This is a genomic window from Klebsiella sp. Lac1, from assembly GCF_009825425.1.
Taxonomy (GTDB): domain Bacteria; phylum Pseudomonadota; class Gammaproteobacteria; order Enterobacterales; family Enterobacteriaceae; genus Klebsiella; species Klebsiella electrica.
Window position 1 is genome coordinate 1,266,007 of sequence record NZ_VJZJ01000001.1, and the last position, 20,138, is coordinate 1,286,144.

Here is a 20,138-nt window from a genome sequence, read left to right on the forward strand (position 1 = left end):
CCGTTGTGCAGATAACAACCACTCCTTTTAAAATCAACATGATAAAAAGTTGGCACAGGATTTGTATTAACCAACGTAAGTATCACACAGGCCACCGCCTGAAATCAGAACTATGAGGATCAACGTTATGGGTATTTTTTCTCGTTTTGCCGACATCGTGAACGCCAACATCAACTCCCTGCTGGAGAAAGCGGAAGATCCGCAGAAGCTGGTTCGTCTGATGATCCAGGAGATGGAGGATACGCTGGTCGAAGTGCGTTCGACCTCGGCGCGTGCGCTGGCGGAAAAGAAACAGCTGAGCCGCCGCATCGAACAAGCGCTTGCCCAGCAGGCCGAGTGGCAGGAAAAAGCGGAACTGGCGCTGCGTAAAGACAAAGAAGATCTGGCGCGCGCCGCGCTTATCGAAAAACAAAAGCTGACCGACCTTATCGGCAGTCTGGAAAATGAAGCGCAGATGGTGGATGAAACGCTGACGCGCATGAAAAAAGAGATTGGTGAGCTGGAGAATAAACTGAGCGAAACCCGCGCTCGCCAGCAGGCGCTGACGCTGCGTCATCAGGCGGCCAGCTCCTCCCGCGATGTGCGTCGTCAGCTGGATAGCGGTAAAATTGATGAAGCGATGGCGCGTTTTGAATCCTTTGAACGTCGCATCGATCATATGGAAGCCGAAGCGGAAAGCCACGGTTTTGGTAAACAGAAAACGCTGGATCAGCAGTTTGCCGACCTGAAGGCGGATGATGAAATCAGCGCGCAGCTGGCGGCGTTGAAAAGTAAAATGAACCAAAACAACTAATGGCATACGCCAGCGCCTTCGGGAGCGGCGGGGCGGGTCCGGCGGTCGCGACCCGCTGCCCCGACTTTCTGAAGGATAACGCGTTGCGGCGTGGTCATGCGCCGCTATTCACTCACTGTAAGGAGTACACATGAGTACGCTTTTTATTGCCATACCCCTGACGCTGTTCGTGCTGTTCGTTTTACCGGTCTGGCTTTGGCTGCACTACAACAACCGCACTGCGAGCGGCAGCTTATCGCAGAATGAGCAGCAGCGTTTGTTGCAGTTGACCGACGATGCAAAGCGCATGCGCGAACGTATTCAGACGCTGGAAGACATTCTTGATGCCGAACATCCGAACTGGAGAGACAAATAATGGGTGGACTGGATCTGAATAAAAAACTGTGGCGGGTGCCGCAGCGCGGCATGGTAAAAGGCGTCTGCGCCGGTATCGCGCAGTATCTGGATGTGCCGGTCAAACTGGTACGGCTGATTACCGTGCTGGCGATGATCTTTGGCCTGTTTTTCTTTGTGGTGGTGGCGTACATCATCCTGACATTCGCTCTCGATCCGATGCCGGAAAGTGAGTTGTACGGCGAGAAAATGCCGACCAGCGGTGAGCTGCTGGCGGCGGCGGATCAAGAGCTGGCGGCCAGCGAACGCCGCCTGCGCGAAATGGAACGCTATGTCACGTCGGATACCTTTACGTTACGCAGCCGTTTTCGTCAGCTTTAACTGAAAGATGAGGTCACGCATGAACATAAAATGGCAGCAGGCGGGGCAAAAAGTGAAACCCGGCCTGAAAATCGCGGGCAAGCTGGTTGTGCTGACCGCGTTACGCTATGGTCCGGCGGGCGTTGCCGGCTGGGCGGTGAAATCGGTGGCGCGTCGGCCGTTAAAAATGCTGCTGGCGGTGGCGCTGGAACCGTTGCTCAGCCGTCTGGCCAATCGTTTTGCCCGCGCAATGAAATAATTTATCGAGGCGATGCCCGAGCGCATCGTCGCGGCGTCCACGGGGTGAACTCGCGCAGGCGCGCCTGCGCGCAGCCACTGAGGTGAATGCCATCAGCGCTCAGCCTCCGGCATCACGGGCGGGAATCTTGCTACTTATCCTCACCTAATAGCTTATAATCAAAGCACTTTCCTTCAGAGCATAACAGGATGGCAATGAAGCGATTCAAAACTGAATTCAATGCGCTGGTGAACCGCGGCGTTGACCGCCATTTGCGTCTGGCGGTCACGGGCTTAAGCCGCAGCGGCAAAACCGCCTTTATCACCGCGCTGGTCAATCAACTGCTGAATATTCACTCCGGGGCGCGTCTGCCGCTGCTCAGCGCGGTGAGAGAAGAGCGCCTGCTGGGCGTTAAACGGGTTCCGCAACGTGATTTCGGCATTCCACGTTTTACCTATGACGAAGGGCTGGCGCAGTTGTACGGCTCGCCGCCGGTGTGGCCGACGCCAACCCGCGGGGTAAGCGAAATTCGTCTGGCTCTGCGCTACCGCTCCAGCGAATCGCTGCTCCGCCATTTTAAAGAAACCTCCACGTTGTACCTGGAAATCGTCGATTACCCGGGCGAATGGCTGCTTGATTTACCGATGCTGGCGCAGGATTACCTCAGCTGGTCGCGACAGATGACCGGTCTGCTGCAAGGGCAGCGTGAGGCGTGGTCGGCCCGCTGGCGTCAGCTCTGCGACGGGCTGGACCCGCTGGCGCCGGCCGATGAAAATCGTCTGGCGGAGATTGCCGCCGCATGGACGGAGTATCTGCATGCCTGCAAGCGAGAAGGGCTGCACTTTATTCAGCCGGGGCGCTTTGTGCTGCCGGGGGATATGGCCGGGGCGCCGGCCCTGCAGTTTTTCCCCTGGCCGGACGTGGATGCGTTTGGCGAAGCGAAGCTGGCCCAGGCGGATAAACACAGCAACGCCGGGATGCTGCGCGAGCGCTTTAAATATTACTGCGAAAAAGTGGTCAAGGGCTTTTACAAAGACCATTTCCTGCGCTTCGACCGCCAGATCGTGCTTGTGGACTGCCTGCAGCCGCTGAACAGCGGTCCGCAGGCCTTTAACGATATGCGTCTGGCGCTGACTCAGCTGATGCAGAGCTTCCATTACGGTCAGCGAACCCTGTTCCGCCGCCTGTTTTCCCCGGTGATCGACAAGCTGCTGTTTGCCGCGACCAAAGCCGATCACGTTACCGTCGATCAGCACGGCAATATGGTTTCCCTGCTGCAGCAGCTGATTCAGGACGCCTGGCAGAATGCTGCGTTCGAAGGCATCAGTATGGATTGCCTCGGGCTGGCATCGATTCAGGCGACGCAGAGCGGGTTGATTGAGGTGAACGGCGAGAAGATCCCCGCGCTGCGCGGTAACCGCCTGAGCGACGGTCAGCCGCTGACCGTCTACCCCGGAGAGGTGCCGGCCCGGCTGCCGGGTCAGGCGTTCTGGCAACAGCAGGGGTTTCAGTTTGAGAATTTCCGTCCGCAGGTGATGGACGTCGATAAGCCGCTGCCGCATATCCGCCTGGATGCCGCGCTTGAATTTTTGATCGGAGATAAATTGCGATGAGCGAACCTTTAAAACCGCGTATCGACTTCGACGGCCCGCTGGAAGCGGAGAAAATGGCGGCGCTGAAATCGGCCCGTGCCTTTGACGGTGCAGAGGCGGAGAAGTTTGCCCCGGCGCGAGTCGATGCCCCGGAGGAGGACGAGGGGGCGGCAGAAGCGGTGGTTGAATCGGTTCTGCGGCCGAAACGCAGCTTATGGCGCCGCATGGTCAGCGCCGGTCTGGCTATTTTTGGCGTCAGCGTGGTGGCGCAGGGCGTACAGTGGACCCTGAGCGCCTGGCAAACCCAGGACTGGATTGCGCTGGGCGGCTGCGCAGCGGGAGCGCTGATTGTCGGTGCTGGCGTCGGGTCGGTCGCCACCGAATGGCGGCGGCTGTGGCGCCTGCGCCAGCGCGCCCACGAGCGCGATGAGGCGCGGGATTTGCTGCACAGTCATGCGGTCGGAAAAGGGCGCGCGTTTTGCGAGAAACTGGCGCAGCAGGCCGGGCTGGATCAGGCGCATCCTGCGCTGCAGCGCTGGTATGCGGCGATTCATGAAACGCAAAACGATCGGGAAGTGGTCAGCCTGTATGCGCAGCTGGTGCAGCCGGTGCTCGATGCCCAGGCGCGACGGGAAATCAGCCGTTCGGCGGCGGAGTCCACGCTGATGATCGCCGTCAGCCCGCTGGCGCTGGTGGATATGGCCTTTATCGCCTGGCGTAATTTACGCCTGATCAACCGCATCGCCACGCTGTATGGCATTGAGCTGGGGTATTACAGCCGTCTGCGTCTGTTCCGCCTGGTGCTGCTGAATATCGCCTTTGCCGGTGCCAGCGAGCTGGTGCGGGAAGTGGGTATGGACTGGATGTCGCAGGACCTGGCGGCCAGACTCTCGGCGCGTGCGGCGCAGGGGATTGGCGCCGGACTGCTCACCGCGCGTCTGGGGATTAAGGCCATGGAGCTGTGTCGCCCGCTGCCGTGGATTGCTGATGATAAGCCGCGGCTGGGCGATTTCCGCCGTGAACTGATAGGTCAGTTGAAAGAGACGCTGCAAAAAAGTAAAAGCGGTCCACAGCCCTGATCGCCTTTTGAAAACCGCCTCCCGAACGGCGGTTTTCGCTCGCTTCCGCAGCCGTCGGGGCTTTGAACGGATATCTTTACGCCATAACGGCCGTTTTTCCGCCATGCTGTCAATAATTGTTGACAGCTATCTTCACGCCAGCAAATAACTGTCCTATTATTCATCGGTCATTGGCCTTTTTAGGGTGAATACTCCCATGCGTCTTGAAGTCTTTTGTGAAGACCGTCTTGGTCTGACTCGTGAATTGCTTGATTTGCTGGTGCTCCGCGGGATCGATCTGCGCGGCATCGACATTGATCCCATTGGCCGAATTTATCTTAATTTTGCCGAGCTGGAGTTTGCCAGCTTCAGCAGCCTGATGGCGGAAATCCGCCGGATTGCCGGCGTGACCGACGTGCGTACCGTGCCGTGGATGCCGTCGGAACGCGAACACCTGGCGCTCAGCGCGCTGCTGGTGGCGATGCCGGAACCGGTGCTGTCGCTGGATACCAAAGGCAAGGTTGAGCTGGCGAACCCCGCCAGTTGCCAGCTGTTTGCCCAAAGCCAGGAGCGGCTGCGCAGTCATCCGGTCGCCCAGTTAATTACCGATTTTAACGTCCAGCGCTGGCTGGAGAGCAGCCCGCTGGAGTCGCATAGCGAGCATGTGGTGGTTAACGGCCAGAACTTCGTGCTGGAAATCACCCCAGTCTACCTTGAAGGCGAACACGGCGAACGGGTCCTGACCGGTGCGGTGGCAATGCTGCGTTCCACCGTCCGGATGGGGCGGCAACTGCAAACCATGACCACGCAGGACACCAGCGCCTTTAGCCAAATCCTCGCCGTCGGCCCGAAAATGCGCCATGTCGTCGAACAGGCTCGTAAGCTGGCGATGCTCAGCGCGCCGCTGCTGATCGTCGGCGATACCGGAACCGGCAAAGATCTACTCGCCCACGCCTGCCATCTCGCCAGCCCGCGGGCAAGCAAACCCTATCTGGCGCTGAACTGTGGTTCCATCCCGGAAGATGCGGTGGAAAGCGAGCTGTTTGGCGACGCCATTCAGGGTAAAAAAGGGTTCTTTGAGCAGGCGAACGGCGGTTCGGTCCTGCTGGATGAAATCGGCGAAATGTCGCCGCGGATGCAGACCAAGCTGCTGCGTTTTCTCAATGACGGCACCTTCCGGCGCGTCGGGGAAGATCACGAGGTTCACGTCGATGTGCGGGTCATCTGCGCGACGCAGAAAAATCTGCTGGAGCTGGTGCAGAAGGGATTATTCCGCGAGGATCTCTACTACCGCCTCAACGTGCTCACCCTCTACCTGCCGCCGCTGCGCGACTGTCCGCAGGATATCATTCCGCTGACGGAGCTGTTTGTTTCCCGGTTTGCCGACGAGCAGGGGATCCCGCGACCGAAGCTTTCCGCCGACCTCAGCACGGTGTTGACCCGCTATAGCTGGCCCGGCAACGTTCGCCAGTTGAAGAACGCGGTTTACCGCGCGCTGACCCAGCTCGAAGGCTATGAGATGCGTCCGCAGGATATTCTGTTGCCGGATCACGATGTGGCCTCGCTGCCGGTTGGCGAAGAGGCGATGGAAGGGTCGCTGGATGATATTACGCGTCGCTTTGAACGCTCGGTCCTGACCCAGCTTTATCGCAGCTTCCCGAGTACCCGTAAGCTGGCGAAGCGTCTCGGCGTATCGCATACCGCGATCGCCAACAAGCTGCGTGAATACGGTCTGAACCAGAAAAAAGGCGAAGAGTAGCGCGGTCACCGGCGGCTCAGGCGGCCGGTGACCACCTGATGTCAAGGAGGCTTCTGCCTTTCGTCCGCTTCTGGATATACTCAGTTTTCTTCATCTTTTAGGAATACGGATGTCAACTTCGCCGGGTCATCTGCTTCAATGGATGAAACTGCTGGGACTCTCTGCCGGACTCTCCGGGCTTCTGTTCTGGCTGCACCTGCCTGCGGCATTGCTGCTGGGGCCGATGATCGCCGGGATAACCTTGAGTCTGCGCGGGGCGAACATGCGCGTTCCGCGGCCATTTTTTATTGCCGCTCAGGCCATTATCGGCTGCATGATTGCCCGCACGCTGACCCCCTCTGTTTTTAGCGTCCTCATCGGGCACTGGCCGCTGGTGCTGCTTATCCTCTTCTCCACGCTTGCCGTCAGCGCGCTGGCGGGGTGGCTGCTGGTGCGCTATAGCGCGCTACCCGGGGCGACCGGTGCGTGGGGCTGTTCGCCTGGCGGGGCGTCGGCCATGGTGGTGATGGCGCAGGATTACGGCGCCGACGTGCGGCTGGTGGCGCTGATGCAGTATCTGCGGGTGCTGTTTGTCGTGGGCACGGCGGCGCTGGTGGTGCGTTTTGCCCTGGGCGGCGATGCGCAGGCGATGACCCAGCAGATAGTCTGGTTCCCGCCATTGACGTGGCAACTGCCGTGGACGCTGCTGCTGACGATGGTTGCGGGATGGCTGGGGCTGAGAATGCGTTTCCCGTCTGGCGCGATGCTCTTCCCGATGCTGGCGGGCGCGGTGGTGCAGGGAGAGGGCTGGTGGATGCTGGATCTGCCCGAATGGCTGCTGGCGCTGGCGTATGCCGCCATTGGCTGGAGCGTTGGACTAAAGTTTAATCAAGAGATCTTCCTGCTGGCTCTGAAGACGCTGCCGCAGATTATCGCCGCCATTATCGGCCTGATTGTGGTTTGCGCGCTGATGGCGCTGGGCGTGACCCAGGTGCTGCCGCTCGATTTTATGACCGCTTATCTGGCGACAAGCCCCGGCGGGCTGGATACGGTGGCGATTATTGCCGCGGGCACGCGGGCGGATATGTCGTTTATTATGGCGATGCAGACGCTGCGCCTGTTTACCATTTTGCTGACCGGCCCAATGATTGCGCGTTTTATTTCGCGCTATGCGCCACAGAAATAAACAAGCCTCCGTAGGACGGAGGCTTGAGGTAGCCGGAGGCTGGCGCTGACGCCGCCCTCCGGGATAGCCTGTGGTTTAGCCTTTCAGCGAAGCCAGGGCCGCATCGTAGTCCGGCTCTTCGGTGATTTCGTTCACCAGCTGGCTGTAAACAACCTGGTCATTTTCATCAACAACGACCACCGCACGTGCCGCCAGACCAGCCAGCGGACCGGCTGCAATGGCGACGCCGTAATCGGCGAGGAACTGCGGAGCGCGCAGCGTGGACAGGGTGACGACATTGTTCAGGCCTTCCGCGCCGCAGAAGCGAGACTGGGCGAACGGCAGGTCGGCAGAGATGCACAGCACCACGGTGTTATCCAGCTCGGAAGCCAGTTGGTTGAATTTACGAACCGATGCCGCGCAGACGCCGGTATCGATGCTCGGGAAAATATTCAGTACTTTACGTTTGCCGGCGAACTGGCTCAGCGCGACGTCAGAGAGATCTTTGGCGACCAGCGTAAACGGCTGCGCGGTAGCGCCAGCCTGCGGAATGGAGCCCTGAACAGCAACGGGGTTGCCCTGGAAATGCACGGTTTGTGACATGTTTATCTTCCTGTTTACATATAGTTAACGTCACGGGTAGTGTATGACATCCGTTATCGGCACGGCAAATCCTATTTAATGTTTCCCCTGGAGGAACCTGGGAATGCGAAACCTGCGAGTGTACGAAGAAGCCTGGCCGTTACATACGCCTTTTGTGATTGCCCGCGGCAGCCGCAGCGAGGCGAAAGTGGTGGTCGTGGAAATTGAGGAGGACGGCGTCAAAGGGGTTGGCGAGTGTACGCCGTACCCGCGCTATGGTGAGAGCATCGCATCGGTCATGGCGCAGATCCTCACCATCGGCGAGCAGCTGGAAAGCGGGATGACCCGCGAACAACTCCAGCATCTGCTGCCGGCCGGGGCCGCGCGCAACGCCGTAGATTGCGCGTTGTGGGATCTGCAGGCCCGTCGCGTCGGGAAAACGATTCCTCAACTGCTGGGCATCGGGCTCCCTGCTCATGTGGTGACGGCGCAAACGGTGGTGATAGGCCCTCCCGAACAGATGGCGGCCAGCGCCGCCGCGCTGTGGGAGAAGGGCGCCCGGTTGCTGAAGGTGAAACTGGATAATCATCTGATCAGCGAACGACTGATTGCCATTCGCAACGTAGTGCCGCAGGCGACGCTGATCGTGGATGCCAATGAATCCTGGTCCAGCGATGGCCTGGCGGCGCGCTGCCAGCTGCTGGCGGACATCGGCGTGGCTATGCTCGAACAGCCGCTTGCGGCGGACGCTGACGACGCGCTGGAAAATTTTATTCACCCGCTGCCGATCTGTGCCGACGAGAGCTGTCACACCCGTGATAGCCTGCCGCAGCTGCGTGGGCGCTATGAGATGGTGAATATTAAGCTGGATAAAACCGGCGGCTTGACCGAGGCGCTGTTTCTGGCGCAGGAGGCCGGCGAGCTGGGGTTTGAACGTATGCTGGGCTGTATGCTCTGCACGTCGCGGGCGATTGCGGCGGCGCTCCCGCTGGTGCCGCTGGCGCGTTTCGCCGATCTGGATGGCCCGACCTGGCTGGCGGTGGATGTCGAGCCGGCGCTGCATTTCAGCACCGGCGTGCTTCATCTCTGAGCGTGCCAGCGCAGCAGATCCATCATCGCCGACAGATGCTTTTCCGTGGCTTCGTCGGCCGAGATGGGTGGAAACTCGGCGGTGATACAGGGCAGGTCGATATCAGCGCACCAGCTGCCAAAAGAGCCGGGGGTTTCGTAACCGACGCTGCCGACCAGCGGCAGGGCGAACGCGTCGGCCAGCCACTGTCCCAGCTCGCTGTGGCCGGGATCTTCAATGCAGGCCAGCGGATCGTGGAAGGAGACGACCCACGCCGGGTGGATCTGATGGATCAGCTGGCACAGCGCCTGGGTTTCCGGTTCTGAGCCGGGCCTGTCACCGGTCAACAGCACCACGTCGCGCTGCTCTGCCGCGCTGTTCCAGCGATACACCGTTTCCCCTTCTTTCCAGTTTGCCGCGGGAAAGTTGCGGTTCAGATCGACGCCACGGGCGTTGGCCCGTAGTCCCAACTGACAGCCATCGGGATTCACCGCCAGCACGACGTGATGGCGGCGTAATTCCGGCTTCAGGGTACGCAGCGCACAGGAGAGCGTCACGATCGATGAGTTTTCATCGCCGTGGGTACCGGCAAGAATCAGGCCGCTGCGGCTGTCCGCCAGCGGCGCAGGGAACCAAAGCAGCGGCGCACCAAGATGTGACTGACCATAGCGCTGCGTACCGGGCGGGAAGGCGCCGCGCTGAGGGCGAGGACGGGAAACGGGCATAGGACATCCTGTTAGCAGGTTATTTTCTGCAGTGTTGTGTAAAAGCCTCCCGGAATCAAATAGTTTCCTGAGGCGGTTAAATCGGTAGACATGTCAATTTTCTATCACAAGCCGTTTGCAATTTCAGGTGATGAAACAAATAATTATCGCTCTGCCAGCTCTGGTTTTTTATTTTAAAGGGGATCTCATGAAGTATCCTGTCACATTGACATGCGGCGCGCTGTGGTTAGCCAGCATTTCTTCTCTTGCCTGGGCGGCGGATGTCCCCCAGGGAACCGTATTAGCCGAAAAGCAGCTGCTGGTACGGCACATTAAAGATGAACCCGCATCATTAGATCCCGCTAAAGCCGTTGGCCTGCCGGAAATTCAGGTGATTCGCGATCTGTTTGAAGGTTTAGTCAACCAGGACGCGAAAGGCAATATTATCCCCGGCGTGGCGACCCGCTGGCAGAGTAACGATAACCGCGTCTGGACGTTTACCCTGCGTGATGATGCGCGCTGGTCCGATGGCTCGCCGGTGACGGCGCAGGATTTTGTCTATAGCTGGCAGCGTCTGGTCGACCCGAAAACCACGTCGCCTTTCGCCTGGTTCGCCGCGCTGGCGGGGATCGGCAACGCGCAAAATATTATCGACGGGAAAGCGGCGCCGCAAACGCTGGGCGTCACCGCCGTTGACGCGCGTACCCTGCGCGTGCAGCTGGATAAGCCGCTGCCGTGGTTCAGTAATCTGACGGCCAGTTTCGCGTTTTATCCGGTACAGAAGGCTAACGTCGAGAGCGGGGCCAACTGGACGCGTCCGGGCAATCTTATCGGCAACGGCGCTTACGTGTTAAAAGATCGCGTGGTTAACGAAAAACTGGTGCTCGTGCCGAACAGCCACTATTGGGATAATGCGAAAACGGTCATTCAGCAGGTGACTTTTGTCCCAATCAATCAGGAGTCCTCGGCAACGAAGCGCTATCTGGCCGGCGATATTGATATCACCGAGTCTTTCCCGAAGAATCTGTATCAGAAATTGCTGAAGGAGATTCCGGGCCAGGTGTATACGCCGCCGCAGCTGGGAACCTATTACTACGCCTTTAATACTCAGAAAGGTCCCACCGCCGATGAGCGCGTGCGTCTGGCGCTGAGTATGACTATCGACCGTCGTCTGATGGCGGAGAAGATACTGGGAACCGGCGAAAAGCCGGCCTGGCACTTTACGCCGGACGTGACGGCCGGGTTTACCCCGCAGCCGTCGCAGATGGAAAGCATGAGCCAGGCGGAGCTGAATGCCCAGGCCAAAGCGCTATTGCAGGCGGCGGGCTACGGTCCTGGTCGTCCGCTGAAGTTAACGCTGCTGTATAACACGTCGGAAAACCACCAGAAAATCGCGATAGCGGTCGCTTCAATGTGGAAGAAGAATCTCGGCGTGGATGTGAAGCTGCAGAATCAGGAGTGGAAAACCTATATCGATAGCCGCAATAGCGGCAATTTTGATGTCATTCGCGCCTCGTGGGTCGGGGATTACAATGAGCCTTCCACTTTCCTGTCGCTGCTGACCTCGACCCACAGCGGGAATATTTCCCGTTTTAACGACCCGACCTATGACAAGATTCTGAGCCAGGCGGCGCTGGAAACCTCGGATAAAGCGCGCAATGATGATTATAATGCGGCAGAAAAAATCATCATGAGCAAAGCGCCTGTTGCCCCCATTTACCAGTATACCAACGGGCGTTTGATTAAGCCGTGGCTGAAAGGCTATCCGATTAATAACCCGGAAGATGTTGCCTATAGTCGTACGATGTATATCGAAAAACATCCGTAATTCTTACTTCAGCTCCGTTTAACCCGGGCGCGCTATCCGCGCCCGGTTTTTTTGGCAATATTGCACCACCACGATGGCCCGCTATAACGCCGCGTCAGGGGGACAGGCAAATCTCATTTTCTTCAATCACCGCATGCTTTCGCGGATTGCCGTTATTTTAATCTGCTCAGTTTTTAGATTCTCGCCCCGTGCTCCGCATATTCTTATTAATATGAGGTAAATTCTTCATGGTGCAATACAATAAAAAAGCAATAAAATTCAACGATTGTCATATTGATGTTATACGGGAATTAAGTTCGCTGTCAGAATAATATTATTTGAATGAAATGAGCGGCTTAATAGTGACTTTTTATTGTCGAGCAGCAACGGACTTCGCTGGCTGGCGAGAAGAGCCGTCGTTCTGGCGGCACAGCGGATGAGATGGCCCGGCGTTGGCGCACCCTTCGCGGGCAAGGGGACGGCGGGATGACGGCGGCGAGCGCGCTCGGGTGGCCGGCAGACCACCGAGAGGGCAAACAGCATGTTAATGTCGCGGCACGGCCTGTCAACGTCAATCGCCTTTCGCTGTTGACAAGACAGTCAAATAACGCGCTTGATTAACCGACGAGAAATTAAAATCTTACTAATACACTATGAGTAATTGGATTTTCTTATGCGTAATGTTGCTAATACGCATGACCCGTGTGTTTAAAGCGACGTCAATCGTTGACGAGGTATCGCGTTAAACTGGCCATGTCAGACTATCGATCGTTCAGTCAAATTCATTCAGTCAAATTCATTCGGGAAAGTTCACGGATGTGTATCTCTCCTGTTTTGCTTTTGTTATTAACGTCTTTTTTTGAACGTAAACTGCTGTTTTTTTCTGTCTTTGAGATAAGAAACAAGAGAAAAAACAGCAACCAGAAGCAGTACTATAGCTAATACTAAAAAGAATATGTTTGCCATATGGTTTAGTCCCCGGGAAGTTCATGGATATTCTTGCTTTTATGACAGCGAATCTACTCCAGGATTAAGAAAAATCCTAACTAAATATTTTAATAGAATGTAAGAAAAGTTTTTTTAATTCTTTTTGTGTTTTAAAGGTGTCGTTTTGTGCTGAAAATTAAAATATAATTAGCATTATATTGTTATTAGTGACGGTTTTTTCGCTCAAAGATACCGGATTAGCGATGGCTGGCCTGTGCGGCAGGCAAATACAGGCAAGAGGCCGATAGCTGGCGATATCTGATTAATAACTCACTGAAAATGGCAACCGGGCGGTGTGTCGGGAGCGTGGGGCAACAATAAGCGTGCAGGCCTCGCGGGAGACCTGCTGAAGCGGACGGTTTAGCACAATACGCGCGCGGATCGCCCGCGATGGTCATTCAGGAATGGGGTTCGGCGGGTCGTTCATCCATAAACGCTCAGCGGGGCTGTGTCCGAATGAGGAAGAAAAACGTAGGCAGATTCCGACCGGCGTTAGTCCACGTTATTGAAGTAGTCCCGCGCCACGGCTTCGACGCGCTTAGCATCAATGCCCGTTTTTTCGGTAATCAACTCAATGAACTGCCTGAAATTATCGCTCATCACATTACCTCCGTCCCAATGGGCGACGTAGAAACGGCACTGATAGCGATAAAAGTGGAGGGGGGTATCTCCTGACGTGTCATACATAAGAATCTCCAGTTCAGTATCTCGGGCGCATCGCCGGTACGGTGGGGATAACGATGGCCCATAACGGTCGGCTTCACAGAGACTATCCTCCTCCCAACCGGCGAAAATTTCCAGAGATGCGACTAACTCTTTGCCAATTTTCTGGTCATTTCTCCTGCCGGTGGCCGGCAGGGAGAGTCTATCTGACAAGTGACATATCCTGTCGAGCTGGCTGGTGTTAACGCCCGGCTTTTCTCGCTGCCCGTATCCTCAACCGGAACCGTCTCCCCCGATCGCGCCGCAGATTATCTGCTCGCGTTCCCTCAGCCGCTACCTCATGGAACAGGAGGCGCTGTGGCAGGCTATTTGCCGCTAGGCCAATGCCTCGATGTCGTCACGGTATAACCATTTTGTCCGGCGCTGCGCCAGCATCGCCCGCTGTTGTACCGTCGGCGCACGCTCGCTGACGACATAGTCGAAATCACCTACATGGCCGTTACGACAGAGCGCCGTGCGGCCAAATTTCGTGCTGTCGATGACCAGTACCGTGACATCTGCGCTGGCGGTTAAGGCCAGACGGGCCACCACTTCATCATCGTTAAAATCATACAGATCGCCCGTTTCGCCAATGCCGCCGACTGAAACCACGCCGATATCGACCCGATAGCGGCTGAAGAAGGTCTGGGCATCGCTACCAATAATATCCAGATCGCGTTTGCGGATACGCCCACCGGCGATCGTCAGCTCGCAACCGGGAAGGCGGCTGAGCGGCTGCGCGGCATGCAGGTTATTGGTGAAAACGGCGAGAGGACGGTTCTCTGGCAGGGCGCGCGCCACCATCTCCACCGTCGTTCCGGTGCCAAGAAAGCAGCTTTGCGCTGCGCAGAGCAACTGCGCGACCTGTTCGCCAATCCAGCGCTTGCCGTTGATATTGACGATCTCGCGCTGCTTATAGGCGATATTTTCGCGAGCGAAAGGGGCGACCATGCCGTGGCGACGCAGCAACAGCCCCTGTGCCGTTAGGTCGCGCAGATCGCTGCGGATGGTTTGCAGCGACACGCTAAAGTACCGGGAAAGCGCTTCAATACTGATTTCTCCGCGCTCTGTCACCAGGGTGACAATGGCGCTGCGACGAATTTCGGGGGTCATTTTCCCCTCCTGCGACGTTATTTTTGGTCATGCTAGCGTGGCAATGTGAAACTATTACTACGAAAGAAATTAGTCATATTTTTGTCAGATTCCCTTGTTTTAATCGTCGCAACGAAAACACTGGGGACGGAACGATGAACAAAAAAAACCTGTTGGCGGCGGTGATGTTGACCATGATGAGCGCGTCGGCTTTGGCCAAATCCACGCTGACGCTCTACACCAGCCAGCCCAACGAAGATGCGCAGATGACCGTTAATGCTTTTGAAAAAGCGCATCCTGATATCGAAGTGAAATGGATCCGCGACGGGACCACGAAGCTGACCGCCCGCCTGCAGGCGGAGTTAGCCGCTGGCGGCGCGACGCCAGATGTCCTGTTGATCGCCGACAGCGTCACCATGGAAGCGCTGAAGCAGCAGAATTTACTGGCCGCGTATCACTCGCCGCAGGCCGCGCGTTTTGATGCGCAGCTCTATGATAAAGACGGTTACTACTACGGCACCAAGCTGATTACTACCGGTATCGCCTGGAATAGCAAAGCGCCGGTCAAACCGACATCATGGCGGGATCTCCTGAAGCCGGAGCTGAAAAACATGACCACCTTGCCAAGCCCGCTTTACTCCGGCGCGGCGCAAATTCATCAGGCGACGCTGATGAACTCTCCTGATCTCGGCTGGCAATACTACGAGAAGCTGAAAGAGAACGGCGCGATGCCGCAAAGCGGCAACGGCGCGGTCATGAATGCTATCGCTTCTGGCAGCAAAGCCTACGGCGTTCTGGTGGATTACATGGCGATCCGGGAAAAAGCCAAAGGCGCGCCGATCGAATTTGTCTTCCCGAAAGAGGGGGTCAGCATCGTGACCGAGCCGGTGGCGATGATGAAAAACGCCAAGAACCCGCAGGCGGCAAAAGCCTTTATTGATTTCCTGCTGTCGGTGGACGGGCAGAAACTGGTGCTACAGCAGGGTTATTTACCTGCGGATGCCTCGCTGCCGGTACCCAAAGGCTTTCCGCCACGCGACAGTATTAAGCTGATGCCTTTCGATGCGGCAAAAGCGCTGGCGGATGCTGAAGCCAACAAAAAACGCTTTGCCGACCTGTTTGGAAACCGTTAATTGATGAGCGATATGACATTGCGTCAGAACGCCAGCAGCAGCCCGGTTAAAGGGCTGCTATGGCTATTATTATGCCTCGTTGCATTGATAAGCCTGCTGCCCAGCCTGCGGCTGCTCATCGCGGCGCTGCTTGACTGGCGGCAGGGCGGTGACAGCAGTTTGTGGCGTGTGCTGAGCAATCCCGCCACATGGACTGCGCTATATAACAGCCTTTATACCAGCGGTCTGGGAACGCTTATCTCCCTGCTGCTTGGCAGCCTGTTCGCTTTTTGCCTGGCGTTGACCAATATCCGCCTCAAGCAGGTGTGGGTATTCCTGTTTATGCTGCCGATGATGATCCCGCCTCAGGTTACCGCCCTGAGCTGGCTGCAGCTCTTCGGTCCGAGCAGCATTCTGCTTAACAGCATCGGGCTTGCGCCGGGCTTTGGTAGCGCGAATCCGCTCTATTCTGCCGAGGGCATCGCCTTGCTGCTTGGCATCCAGCATGCGCCGCTGGTGTTTCTGGCTCTGCGCACGCAGCTGCAATGCCTGCCGAAAGAGCATATTGAAGCGGCGAGACTCAATGGCGCCTCGCTGTGGCGGGTCTTTTTCGATATCGTGCTACCGCTGTGCCGCACTGCACTGTGGGCTGGCGCGGCGATCGCCTTCGTCTCCGCGCTTGGCAACTTCGGCATTCCGGCGATGCTGGGGATCCCTATATCCTACTTTGTGCTCCCGGTTTATATCTACCAGACGCTCTCCAGCTTTGGGCCATCAATGCTTAATGAAGTGGCGGCGCTCTCGGTGCTGATGGGCGTGCTGGCGATCGGTATCGTTATCCTGCAAAGCCGTATGCAGCGACGCTACGCGCTGCCGCTGATTGGCATGGCCGGGCGCGCGTTGGGCTTTTCGCTGGGGAAATGGCGGCTGGCGATGGAAGTGCTGCTGGGGATTGTGCTGTTCGCTATTCTGATTGCGCCGCTGCTGGCTTTGATGGCGACGTCGCTGGTGCCGACGCTTGGCGTTCCGCTGAATGGCGATACGCTGACCTTTGCCGCCTGGCGGGGGATCGTCGATGCGCAGAGCGCCACCTGGCGCGCGCTGACCAACAGCATGCTGCTGTCGGTGTCCGCCGCGCTGGTGTTGATGCTGTTAAGCCTGCCGCTGGCATGGCTGCTGGTGCGCCATCCTACCCGGTTGCTACGTTGGCTCCATGGCGTCATTGATATTCCCTACACGCTCCCCGGCGTGGTTCTGGCGATCGCCTGCATCCTGCTGTTTGCGCGTCCGCTGCCGTTGTTGAATATCAGCCTCAGCGGAACATTGACGATTATCTTTTTCGCTTATCTTGCCCGTTTTCTGACCGTCTGCCTGAAGCCGGTGCACAGCAGCATGCTGCAACTGGACCCGGCGATGGAAGAGGCCGCAAGCCTGGCCGGAGCCAATGTCTCCCAACGATTACGCCATATTGTTCTGCCGCTGATGGCGCCCGCCGCGTTCGCTGGCGCGCTGCTGGTGTTTCTTTCCGCGGTGAACGAACTGACCGTATCGGCGCTGCTATGGAGTGCCGGAAAAGAGACGCTTGGCGTGGTGATTTTCAACCTTGATGAAAGTGGCGATAAGGTGCTGGCGTCGGCGGTATCGGTGCTGGTGGTTGCACTGGTCGCGGTGGTGATGCTGTTGCTCAGCGCGCTCGGCAAATATTTACCCAAAGGAGTGATTCCATGGCAGAACTGAGGCTGGAACAGCTTAGCAAAGTCTTTGGCAACCAGACCGTGGTGCGGGATCTTGATCTGACCATCCCGCAGGGCGCATTTACCGCGCTGCTGGGGCCGAGCGGATGTGGCAAAACGACCACTTTACGTATCCTTGCGGGCCTGGAGCAGCTCAGCGGCGGTCGTTTGCTGTTGGGCGATCGCCTGCTGGCGGATACCTCGCTGCATTTGCCGCCGGAACAGCGTGATATGGGAATGGTCTTTCAGTCCTACGCCCTGTGGCCGCATATGACCGTAGCGGAAAACGTGGGCTATTCGTTGAAGCTGCGCAAAGTGCAGGGGGCCGCGCGTCGTCAGCGAGTGAGCGAAGCGCTGGAGATTGTCGAACTGGGCGCTTATGCCGAACGTTCGCCGCAGGATTTAAGCGGTGGGCAACGTCAGCGCGTGGCGCTGGCGCGCTGCCTGGTCTCAGAGCCTCAGGTTGTGCTGCTGGATGAACCGCTGGCTAACCTCGACAGACATTTACGCGCGACGATGGAGCAGACCTTCCGGGAGTTTCACCGTCGTACCGGGGCAACCTTTGTCTATGTCACTCACGACCAGGCGGAAGCGATGGCGCTGGCCAGCCATATCGCGGTGATGCATCAGGGGGCATTAATGCAGTGGGGCGCGCCGCAGCAGTTGTATCAACAACCGCAAAACGCGTGGGTAGCGCGTTTTATTGGCAAGGGGCAGGTTTTGTCTCTGGCCATCCCCGGCGGCAGCCGACAGCTGGATCGCGCTGTTCTGCATGAGGGGTTCTCCGGCGGTCAATATTATGCCCGGCAGTCGGTACTGGTTCGCCCGGAGCATGTGCAGTTAACGGCTGAAGGGCTGAGTGCCGAAGTCGAAAACTGTATCTATCAGGGAGAGCGCTATTTACTGGATTTACGTCTGGCGGACGGGCAATCGCTGAGCGCTTTCCATCACTCGCCGCTGCGGGCGCAGCAGAGCGTGCGCGTACAGCTGACGCAGGGCTGGCGTCTGGAGGCGGCGTGAAGATAGAGATCGTTAGCGGCTTACACCGCAAAGCCCCGGCCGCGATTTTGCTGAGTACGCCGAGCCAACGCATCCTGCTGGATGCGGGCGGCGCGCTGGAGCCAGATGAAGCGCCGTGGCCGGTACCCGCCGATATTGATGCGGTGCTGTTGAGCCATGACCATGTGGATCATATTGGCGGATTGAACCGTTTGCCGGCGGATATCCCCATCTATTGCAGCGCCGTCACGGCCCAGGCGCTGCCGCCCGGGCGTCGCGTCCATCCCATTGCCGTACGCGGGCAGTTTTCCCTTGGCGACATCACCGTGACCACCGGCAGTTGCGGCCATGCCTGGGGAGGCGTGTGGTTTCATCTTAACGTGGCGGGCGGCATTTTCTATAGCGGCGACATCAGTATGGAATCGATGCTGTTTCGCTTTGATGCGCCGCCCCCCGCAGACATTGCGCTGGTGGATGCTTCCTACGGTTTATACGATATTCCCCAGAGCCAGCAGCTGGAGAAACTGCGGGCCTATCTGTCGCAACCCACGCTGTGCCCCGTTCCTCCTTCCGGACGCGCCGCCGAACTGGCGCTATGGATGGCGCGAGATAACAGCCAGCCGGAGATTGCCCTGGATGCCGCTTGCCGGGCGATGCTTGTGCAGATGGCGGAAGATGACGAGGGGAGTCTGCAGCAGGGTATCGCTACGGCGTTACGGACGCTGGCGCAGACCAACCCGCTATTTTCGACTCAGGCGCCACTGGTGTTGGCCGCCGATCCTGACGGGATGAACGGTATGGCGGGCGTGCTGCGGGCGCGCGACGATTTCCACCATCGTGTTTTATTCACCGGCCATATGAACCGGGTCGCATATCAGCAGTGGCTGGCAGGCGAGGTCGATTTTTGCCGCTGGAATGTGCATCCGACGCTCTCCTGCCTGCAAAAGCTGGTCTCTCAACTGTCGTGCCGCTACGTTGTGCCGCTATTTACCGCGATTGATAATCCTGTCCGCTGGCAACAGGCGCTGAACTGCCAGCTGATGACTCATCCCATGATTGAGATGGAATTATGCCAATAATCTGTAAGCCCTTTGTTTTTGTTCGCCACGGCGAAACCGCCCTTAACCGGGACAAACTGATCGGCGGACGAACGGACGTGCCGCTCACCGATGAGGGGGAGTGGCAAGCGCAGGAAGTGCGCTCGCTGCTGAGCCGCTATCGCTGGAGCGGTATTGCCGTCAGTCCGCTATTGCGCGCCCGGCAAACGGCGGAGTTGGCGCTCCCCGATCTGCCCTATACGGTTTTTGATGACCTGCGCGAGCGGGACTGGGGCGATTTAGAGCTGCGCCCGTGGTCCGAACAGCCGCCGTATGAAGAGACGCCGCCGGGAGGAGAAAGCTGGGAGGCGTTTTGCCGCCGGGTGACTGACGTGCTGAACACGATCCTGACGCAGTACGACCGTCCGTTAATTATTGCCCATTCCGGCGTGTTCCGGGTGCTGCGCCGCTATGCTCTCGGTACCCCTTATGGCGCCCGGCCAGGTAACGTTGTGCCGATGTGGATCTCTCCCGGACAACAGGCGAATGAGTGGCGGATTGTTCCGCTGGAGGAAGCCGATGAGCGCTAAGCCCTGCATTATTGTGGATATTGACGGTACCCTGGCGGAGTTTGATGCGGAAAAAATGCGTGACTGGGTACTGGGGAGCGAGAAACAGTGGCCCCCTTTTTTTGCGTTTATGGCGCAGGCGTTACCGAATGCGGCGATCGGCAAACTGGTGGCGTTGTTGCACGCCGGGCAGCAGTCGATTGTGATTTGCAGCGGGCGCCCCGATGGATTTCGTCACCATACCGAGGCGTGGCTGGCGCGGCACAATATTGCGTATGATGGCCTCTATCTGCGCCCGGAAGGCGACGATCATGTGGCAGATGAAGAGGTCAAAAAGGGGCTACTGCAGCAAATCATCGCCGATGGCTATCAGCCATGGCTGGTGATCGACGACCGCCAGGCCGTCGTGGATTTCTGGCGTAGCGCGGGACTGACCTGTCTGCAGTGCGCGCCCGGCGATTTTTGACC

At 57.9% G+C, this 20,138-nt stretch carries 21 protein-coding genes; 16 read left to right on the forward strand and 5 right to left on the reverse strand.

Annotated elements, in window-relative coordinates; all coding sequences use genetic code 11:
- Positions 1–127 precede the first annotated feature (127 nt).
- From pspA to FNY10_RS06060, 8 genes are all read left to right on the forward strand, one after another.
- On the forward strand, positions 128–793 hold the full coding sequence (pspA, locus tag FNY10_RS06025) for a phage shock protein PspA (RefSeq protein ID WP_004861156.1): 666 nt from the start codon (positions 128–130) through the stop codon (positions 791–793).
- Positions 794–923: 130 nt separating this feature from the next.
- Positions 924–1,148, forward strand: a complete 225-nt coding sequence (gene pspB, locus FNY10_RS06030) for an envelope stress response membrane protein PspB (RefSeq protein ID WP_004861160.1) — start codon at positions 924–926, stop codon at positions 1,146–1,148.
- The gene (pspC, locus tag FNY10_RS06035) at positions 1,148–1,507 is read left to right on the forward strand and encodes an envelope stress response membrane protein PspC (protein ID WP_100683883.1); all 360 of its coding nucleotides are present in this window, start codon (positions 1,148–1,150) and stop codon (positions 1,505–1,507) included. The genes pspB and pspC overlap by 1 nt, the downstream gene beginning before the upstream one ends.
- A 19-nt stretch (positions 1,508–1,526) precedes the next feature.
- Positions 1,527–1,745 carry a phage shock protein PspD gene (gene pspD, locus FNY10_RS06040; RefSeq protein WP_160703634.1) on the forward strand — a complete coding sequence of 73 codons (219 nt, stop codon included), beginning with the start codon at positions 1,527–1,529 and terminating at the stop codon, positions 1,743–1,745.
- 194 nt (positions 1,746–1,939) lie between these two features.
- Complete coding sequence (locus FNY10_RS06045; protein WP_141964797.1) at positions 1,940–3,337, forward strand: YcjX family protein; 1,398 nt, start codon at positions 1,940–1,942, stop codon at positions 3,335–3,337.
- Positions 3,334–4,395 (forward strand): YcjF family protein, encoded by a 1,062-nt coding sequence (locus FNY10_RS06050; RefSeq protein ID WP_141964796.1) that lies wholly within the window; start codon positions 3,334–3,336, stop codon positions 4,393–4,395. Before FNY10_RS06045 ends, FNY10_RS06050 begins: the two co-directional genes overlap by 4 nt.
- A 196-nt stretch (positions 4,396–4,591) precedes the next feature.
- Complete coding sequence (gene tyrR / locus FNY10_RS06055; RefSeq protein ID WP_160703632.1) at positions 4,592–6,133, forward strand: transcriptional regulator TyrR; 1,542 nt, start codon at positions 4,592–4,594, stop codon at positions 6,131–6,133.
- Positions 6,134–6,242: 109 nt separating this feature from the next.
- Positions 6,243–7,298: an AbrB family transcriptional regulator gene (locus FNY10_RS06060; protein WP_160703630.1), complete on the forward strand. Its 1,056-nt coding sequence runs from the start codon at positions 6,243–6,245 to the stop codon at positions 7,296–7,298.
- A 75-nt stretch (positions 7,299–7,373) separates the two neighbouring features.
- Here FNY10_RS06060 and tpx read toward each other — a convergent pair whose 3' ends face one another.
- Positions 7,374–7,880, reverse strand: a complete 507-nt coding sequence (gene tpx / locus FNY10_RS06065) for a thiol peroxidase (protein WP_100683879.1) — start codon at positions 7,878–7,880, stop codon at positions 7,374–7,376.
- A gap of 103 nt (positions 7,881–7,983) precedes the next feature.
- On the opposite strand from tpx, the gene ycjG reads away from it, so the two are divergent.
- Positions 7,984–8,949: an L-Ala-D/L-Glu epimerase gene (gene ycjG / locus FNY10_RS06070; protein ID WP_131050175.1), complete on the forward strand. Its 966-nt coding sequence runs from the start codon at positions 7,984–7,986 to the stop codon at positions 8,947–8,949.
- Here the strand turns inward: ycjG and mpaA are convergent.
- Positions 8,940–9,653 carry a murein tripeptide amidase MpaA gene (mpaA, locus tag FNY10_RS06075; RefSeq protein ID WP_131050174.1) on the reverse strand — a complete coding sequence of 238 codons (714 nt, stop codon included), beginning with the start codon at positions 9,651–9,653 and terminating at the stop codon, positions 8,940–8,942. The genes ycjG and mpaA overlap by 10 nt on opposite strands.
- Before the next feature lie 187 nt (positions 9,654–9,840).
- On the opposite strand from mpaA, the gene FNY10_RS06080 reads away from it, so the two are divergent.
- Positions 9,841–11,460: a peptide ABC transporter substrate-binding protein gene (locus FNY10_RS06080; protein WP_131050173.1), complete on the forward strand. Its 1,620-nt coding sequence runs from the start codon at positions 9,841–9,843 to the stop codon at positions 11,458–11,460.
- Positions 11,461–12,285: 825 nt separating this feature from the next.
- Here the strand turns inward: FNY10_RS06080 and FNY10_RS06085 are convergent.
- The 3 genes from FNY10_RS06085 to FNY10_RS06095 all read right to left on the reverse strand — a co-directional run bounded on the left by FNY10_RS06085 (position 12,286) and on the right by FNY10_RS06095 (position 14,241).
- Entirely contained in the window at positions 12,286–12,405 is a 120-nt protein-coding gene (locus FNY10_RS06085) for a small membrane protein (RefSeq protein ID WP_141964794.1), read from the reverse strand.
- A gap of 513 nt (positions 12,406–12,918) precedes the next feature.
- Positions 12,919–13,113, reverse strand: a complete 195-nt coding sequence (locus FNY10_RS06090) for a hypothetical protein (RefSeq protein WP_131050056.1) — start codon at positions 13,111–13,113, stop codon at positions 12,919–12,921.
- Between the two features lie 351 nt (positions 13,114–13,464).
- The gene (locus tag FNY10_RS06095) at positions 13,465–14,241 is read right to left on the reverse strand and encodes a DeoR/GlpR family DNA-binding transcription regulator (protein WP_160703628.1); all 777 of its coding nucleotides are present in this window, start codon (positions 14,239–14,241) and stop codon (positions 13,465–13,467) included.
- Positions 14,242–14,375: 134 nt separating this feature from the next.
- Here FNY10_RS06095 and FNY10_RS06100 point away from each other — a divergent pair, with 134 nt between their 5' ends.
- The 6 genes from FNY10_RS06100 to FNY10_RS06125 are packed head-to-tail and all read left to right on the forward strand — an operon-like array spanning position 14,376 to position 20,136.
- Positions 14,376–15,353, forward strand: coding sequence for an ABC transporter substrate-binding protein (locus FNY10_RS06100; RefSeq protein WP_160703626.1), 978 nt, complete (start codon positions 14,376–14,378; stop codon positions 15,351–15,353).
- Positions 15,354–15,356: 3 nt separating this feature from the next.
- Positions 15,357–17,069, forward strand: coding sequence for an ABC transporter permease (locus FNY10_RS06105; RefSeq protein WP_224742482.1), 1,713 nt, complete (start codon positions 15,357–15,359; stop codon positions 17,067–17,069).
- Positions 17,057–18,085 (forward strand): ABC transporter ATP-binding protein, encoded by a 1,029-nt coding sequence (locus tag FNY10_RS06110; RefSeq protein ID WP_160703624.1) that lies wholly within the window; start codon positions 17,057–17,059, stop codon positions 18,083–18,085. The genes FNY10_RS06105 and FNY10_RS06110 overlap by 13 nt, the downstream gene beginning before the upstream one ends.
- Entirely contained in the window at positions 18,082–19,143 is a 1,062-nt protein-coding gene (locus FNY10_RS06115; protein ID WP_160703622.1) for an MBL fold metallo-hydrolase, read from the forward strand. Before FNY10_RS06110 ends, FNY10_RS06115 begins: the two co-directional genes overlap by 4 nt.
- Positions 19,134–19,691: a histidine phosphatase family protein gene (locus tag FNY10_RS06120; protein WP_100683870.1), complete on the forward strand. Its 558-nt coding sequence runs from the start codon at positions 19,134–19,136 to the stop codon at positions 19,689–19,691. Before FNY10_RS06115 ends, FNY10_RS06120 begins: the two co-directional genes overlap by 10 nt.
- Entirely contained in the window at positions 19,681–20,136 is a 456-nt protein-coding gene (locus FNY10_RS06125) for a polynucleotide kinase (protein ID WP_131050060.1), read from the forward strand. The genes FNY10_RS06120 and FNY10_RS06125 overlap by 11 nt, the downstream gene beginning before the upstream one ends.
- The last annotated feature ends 2 nt before the right edge of the window (positions 20,137–20,138 follow it).

Bases quoted from the DNA above. Each gene is read 5' to 3' on its own strand.
- FNY10_RS06080 (WP_131050173.1), top strand. From the start codon at position 9,841: ATGAAGTATCCTGTCACATTGACATGCGGCGCGCTGTGGTTAGCCAGC.
- FNY10_RS06095 (WP_160703628.1), bottom strand. From the start codon at position 14,241: ATGACCCCCGAAATTCGTCGCAGCGCCATTGTCACCCTGGTGACAGAG.
- pspC (WP_100683883.1), top strand. From the start codon at position 1,148: ATGGGTGGACTGGATCTGAATAAAAAACTGTGGCGGGTGCCGCAGCGC.
- pspA (WP_004861156.1), top strand. From the start codon at position 128: ATGGGTATTTTTTCTCGTTTTGCCGACATCGTGAACGCCAACATCAAC.
- FNY10_RS06085 (WP_141964794.1), bottom strand. From the start codon at position 12,405: ATGGCAAACATATTCTTTTTAGTATTAGCTATAGTACTGCTTCTGGTT.
- ycjG (WP_131050175.1), top strand. From the start codon at position 7,984: ATGCGAAACCTGCGAGTGTACGAAGAAGCCTGGCCGTTACATACGCCT.
- FNY10_RS06125 (WP_131050060.1), top strand. From the start codon at position 19,681: ATGAGCGCTAAGCCCTGCATTATTGTGGATATTGACGGTACCCTGGCG.
- FNY10_RS06100 (WP_160703626.1), top strand. From the start codon at position 14,376: ATGAACAAAAAAAACCTGTTGGCGGCGGTGATGTTGACCATGATGAGC.
- pspD (WP_160703634.1), top strand. From the start codon at position 1,527: ATGAACATAAAATGGCAGCAGGCGGGGCAAAAAGTGAAACCCGGCCTG.
- FNY10_RS06110 (WP_160703624.1), top strand. From the start codon at position 17,057: ATGGCAGAACTGAGGCTGGAACAGCTTAGCAAAGTCTTTGGCAACCAG.
- FNY10_RS06050 (WP_141964796.1), top strand. From the start codon at position 3,334: ATGAGCGAACCTTTAAAACCGCGTATCGACTTCGACGGCCCGCTGGAA.
- FNY10_RS06045 (WP_141964797.1), top strand. From the start codon at position 1,940: ATGAAGCGATTCAAAACTGAATTCAATGCGCTGGTGAACCGCGGCGTT.
- FNY10_RS06105 (WP_224742482.1), top strand. From the start codon at position 15,357: ATGAGCGATATGACATTGCGTCAGAACGCCAGCAGCAGCCCGGTTAAA.
- tpx (WP_100683879.1), bottom strand. From the start codon at position 7,880: ATGTCACAAACCGTGCATTTCCAGGGCAACCCCGTTGCTGTTCAGGGC.
- FNY10_RS06060 (WP_160703630.1), top strand. From the start codon at position 6,243: ATGTCAACTTCGCCGGGTCATCTGCTTCAATGGATGAAACTGCTGGGA.
- pspB (WP_004861160.1), top strand. From the start codon at position 924: ATGAGTACGCTTTTTATTGCCATACCCCTGACGCTGTTCGTGCTGTTC.
- FNY10_RS06120 (WP_100683870.1), top strand. From the start codon at position 19,134: ATGCCAATAATCTGTAAGCCCTTTGTTTTTGTTCGCCACGGCGAAACC.
- mpaA (WP_131050174.1), bottom strand. From the start codon at position 9,653: ATGCCCGTTTCCCGTCCTCGCCCTCAGCGCGGCGCCTTCCCGCCCGGT.
- tyrR (WP_160703632.1), top strand. From the start codon at position 4,592: ATGCGTCTTGAAGTCTTTTGTGAAGACCGTCTTGGTCTGACTCGTGAA.
- FNY10_RS06090 (WP_131050056.1), bottom strand. From the start codon at position 13,113: ATGTATGACACGTCAGGAGATACCCCCCTCCACTTTTATCGCTATCAG.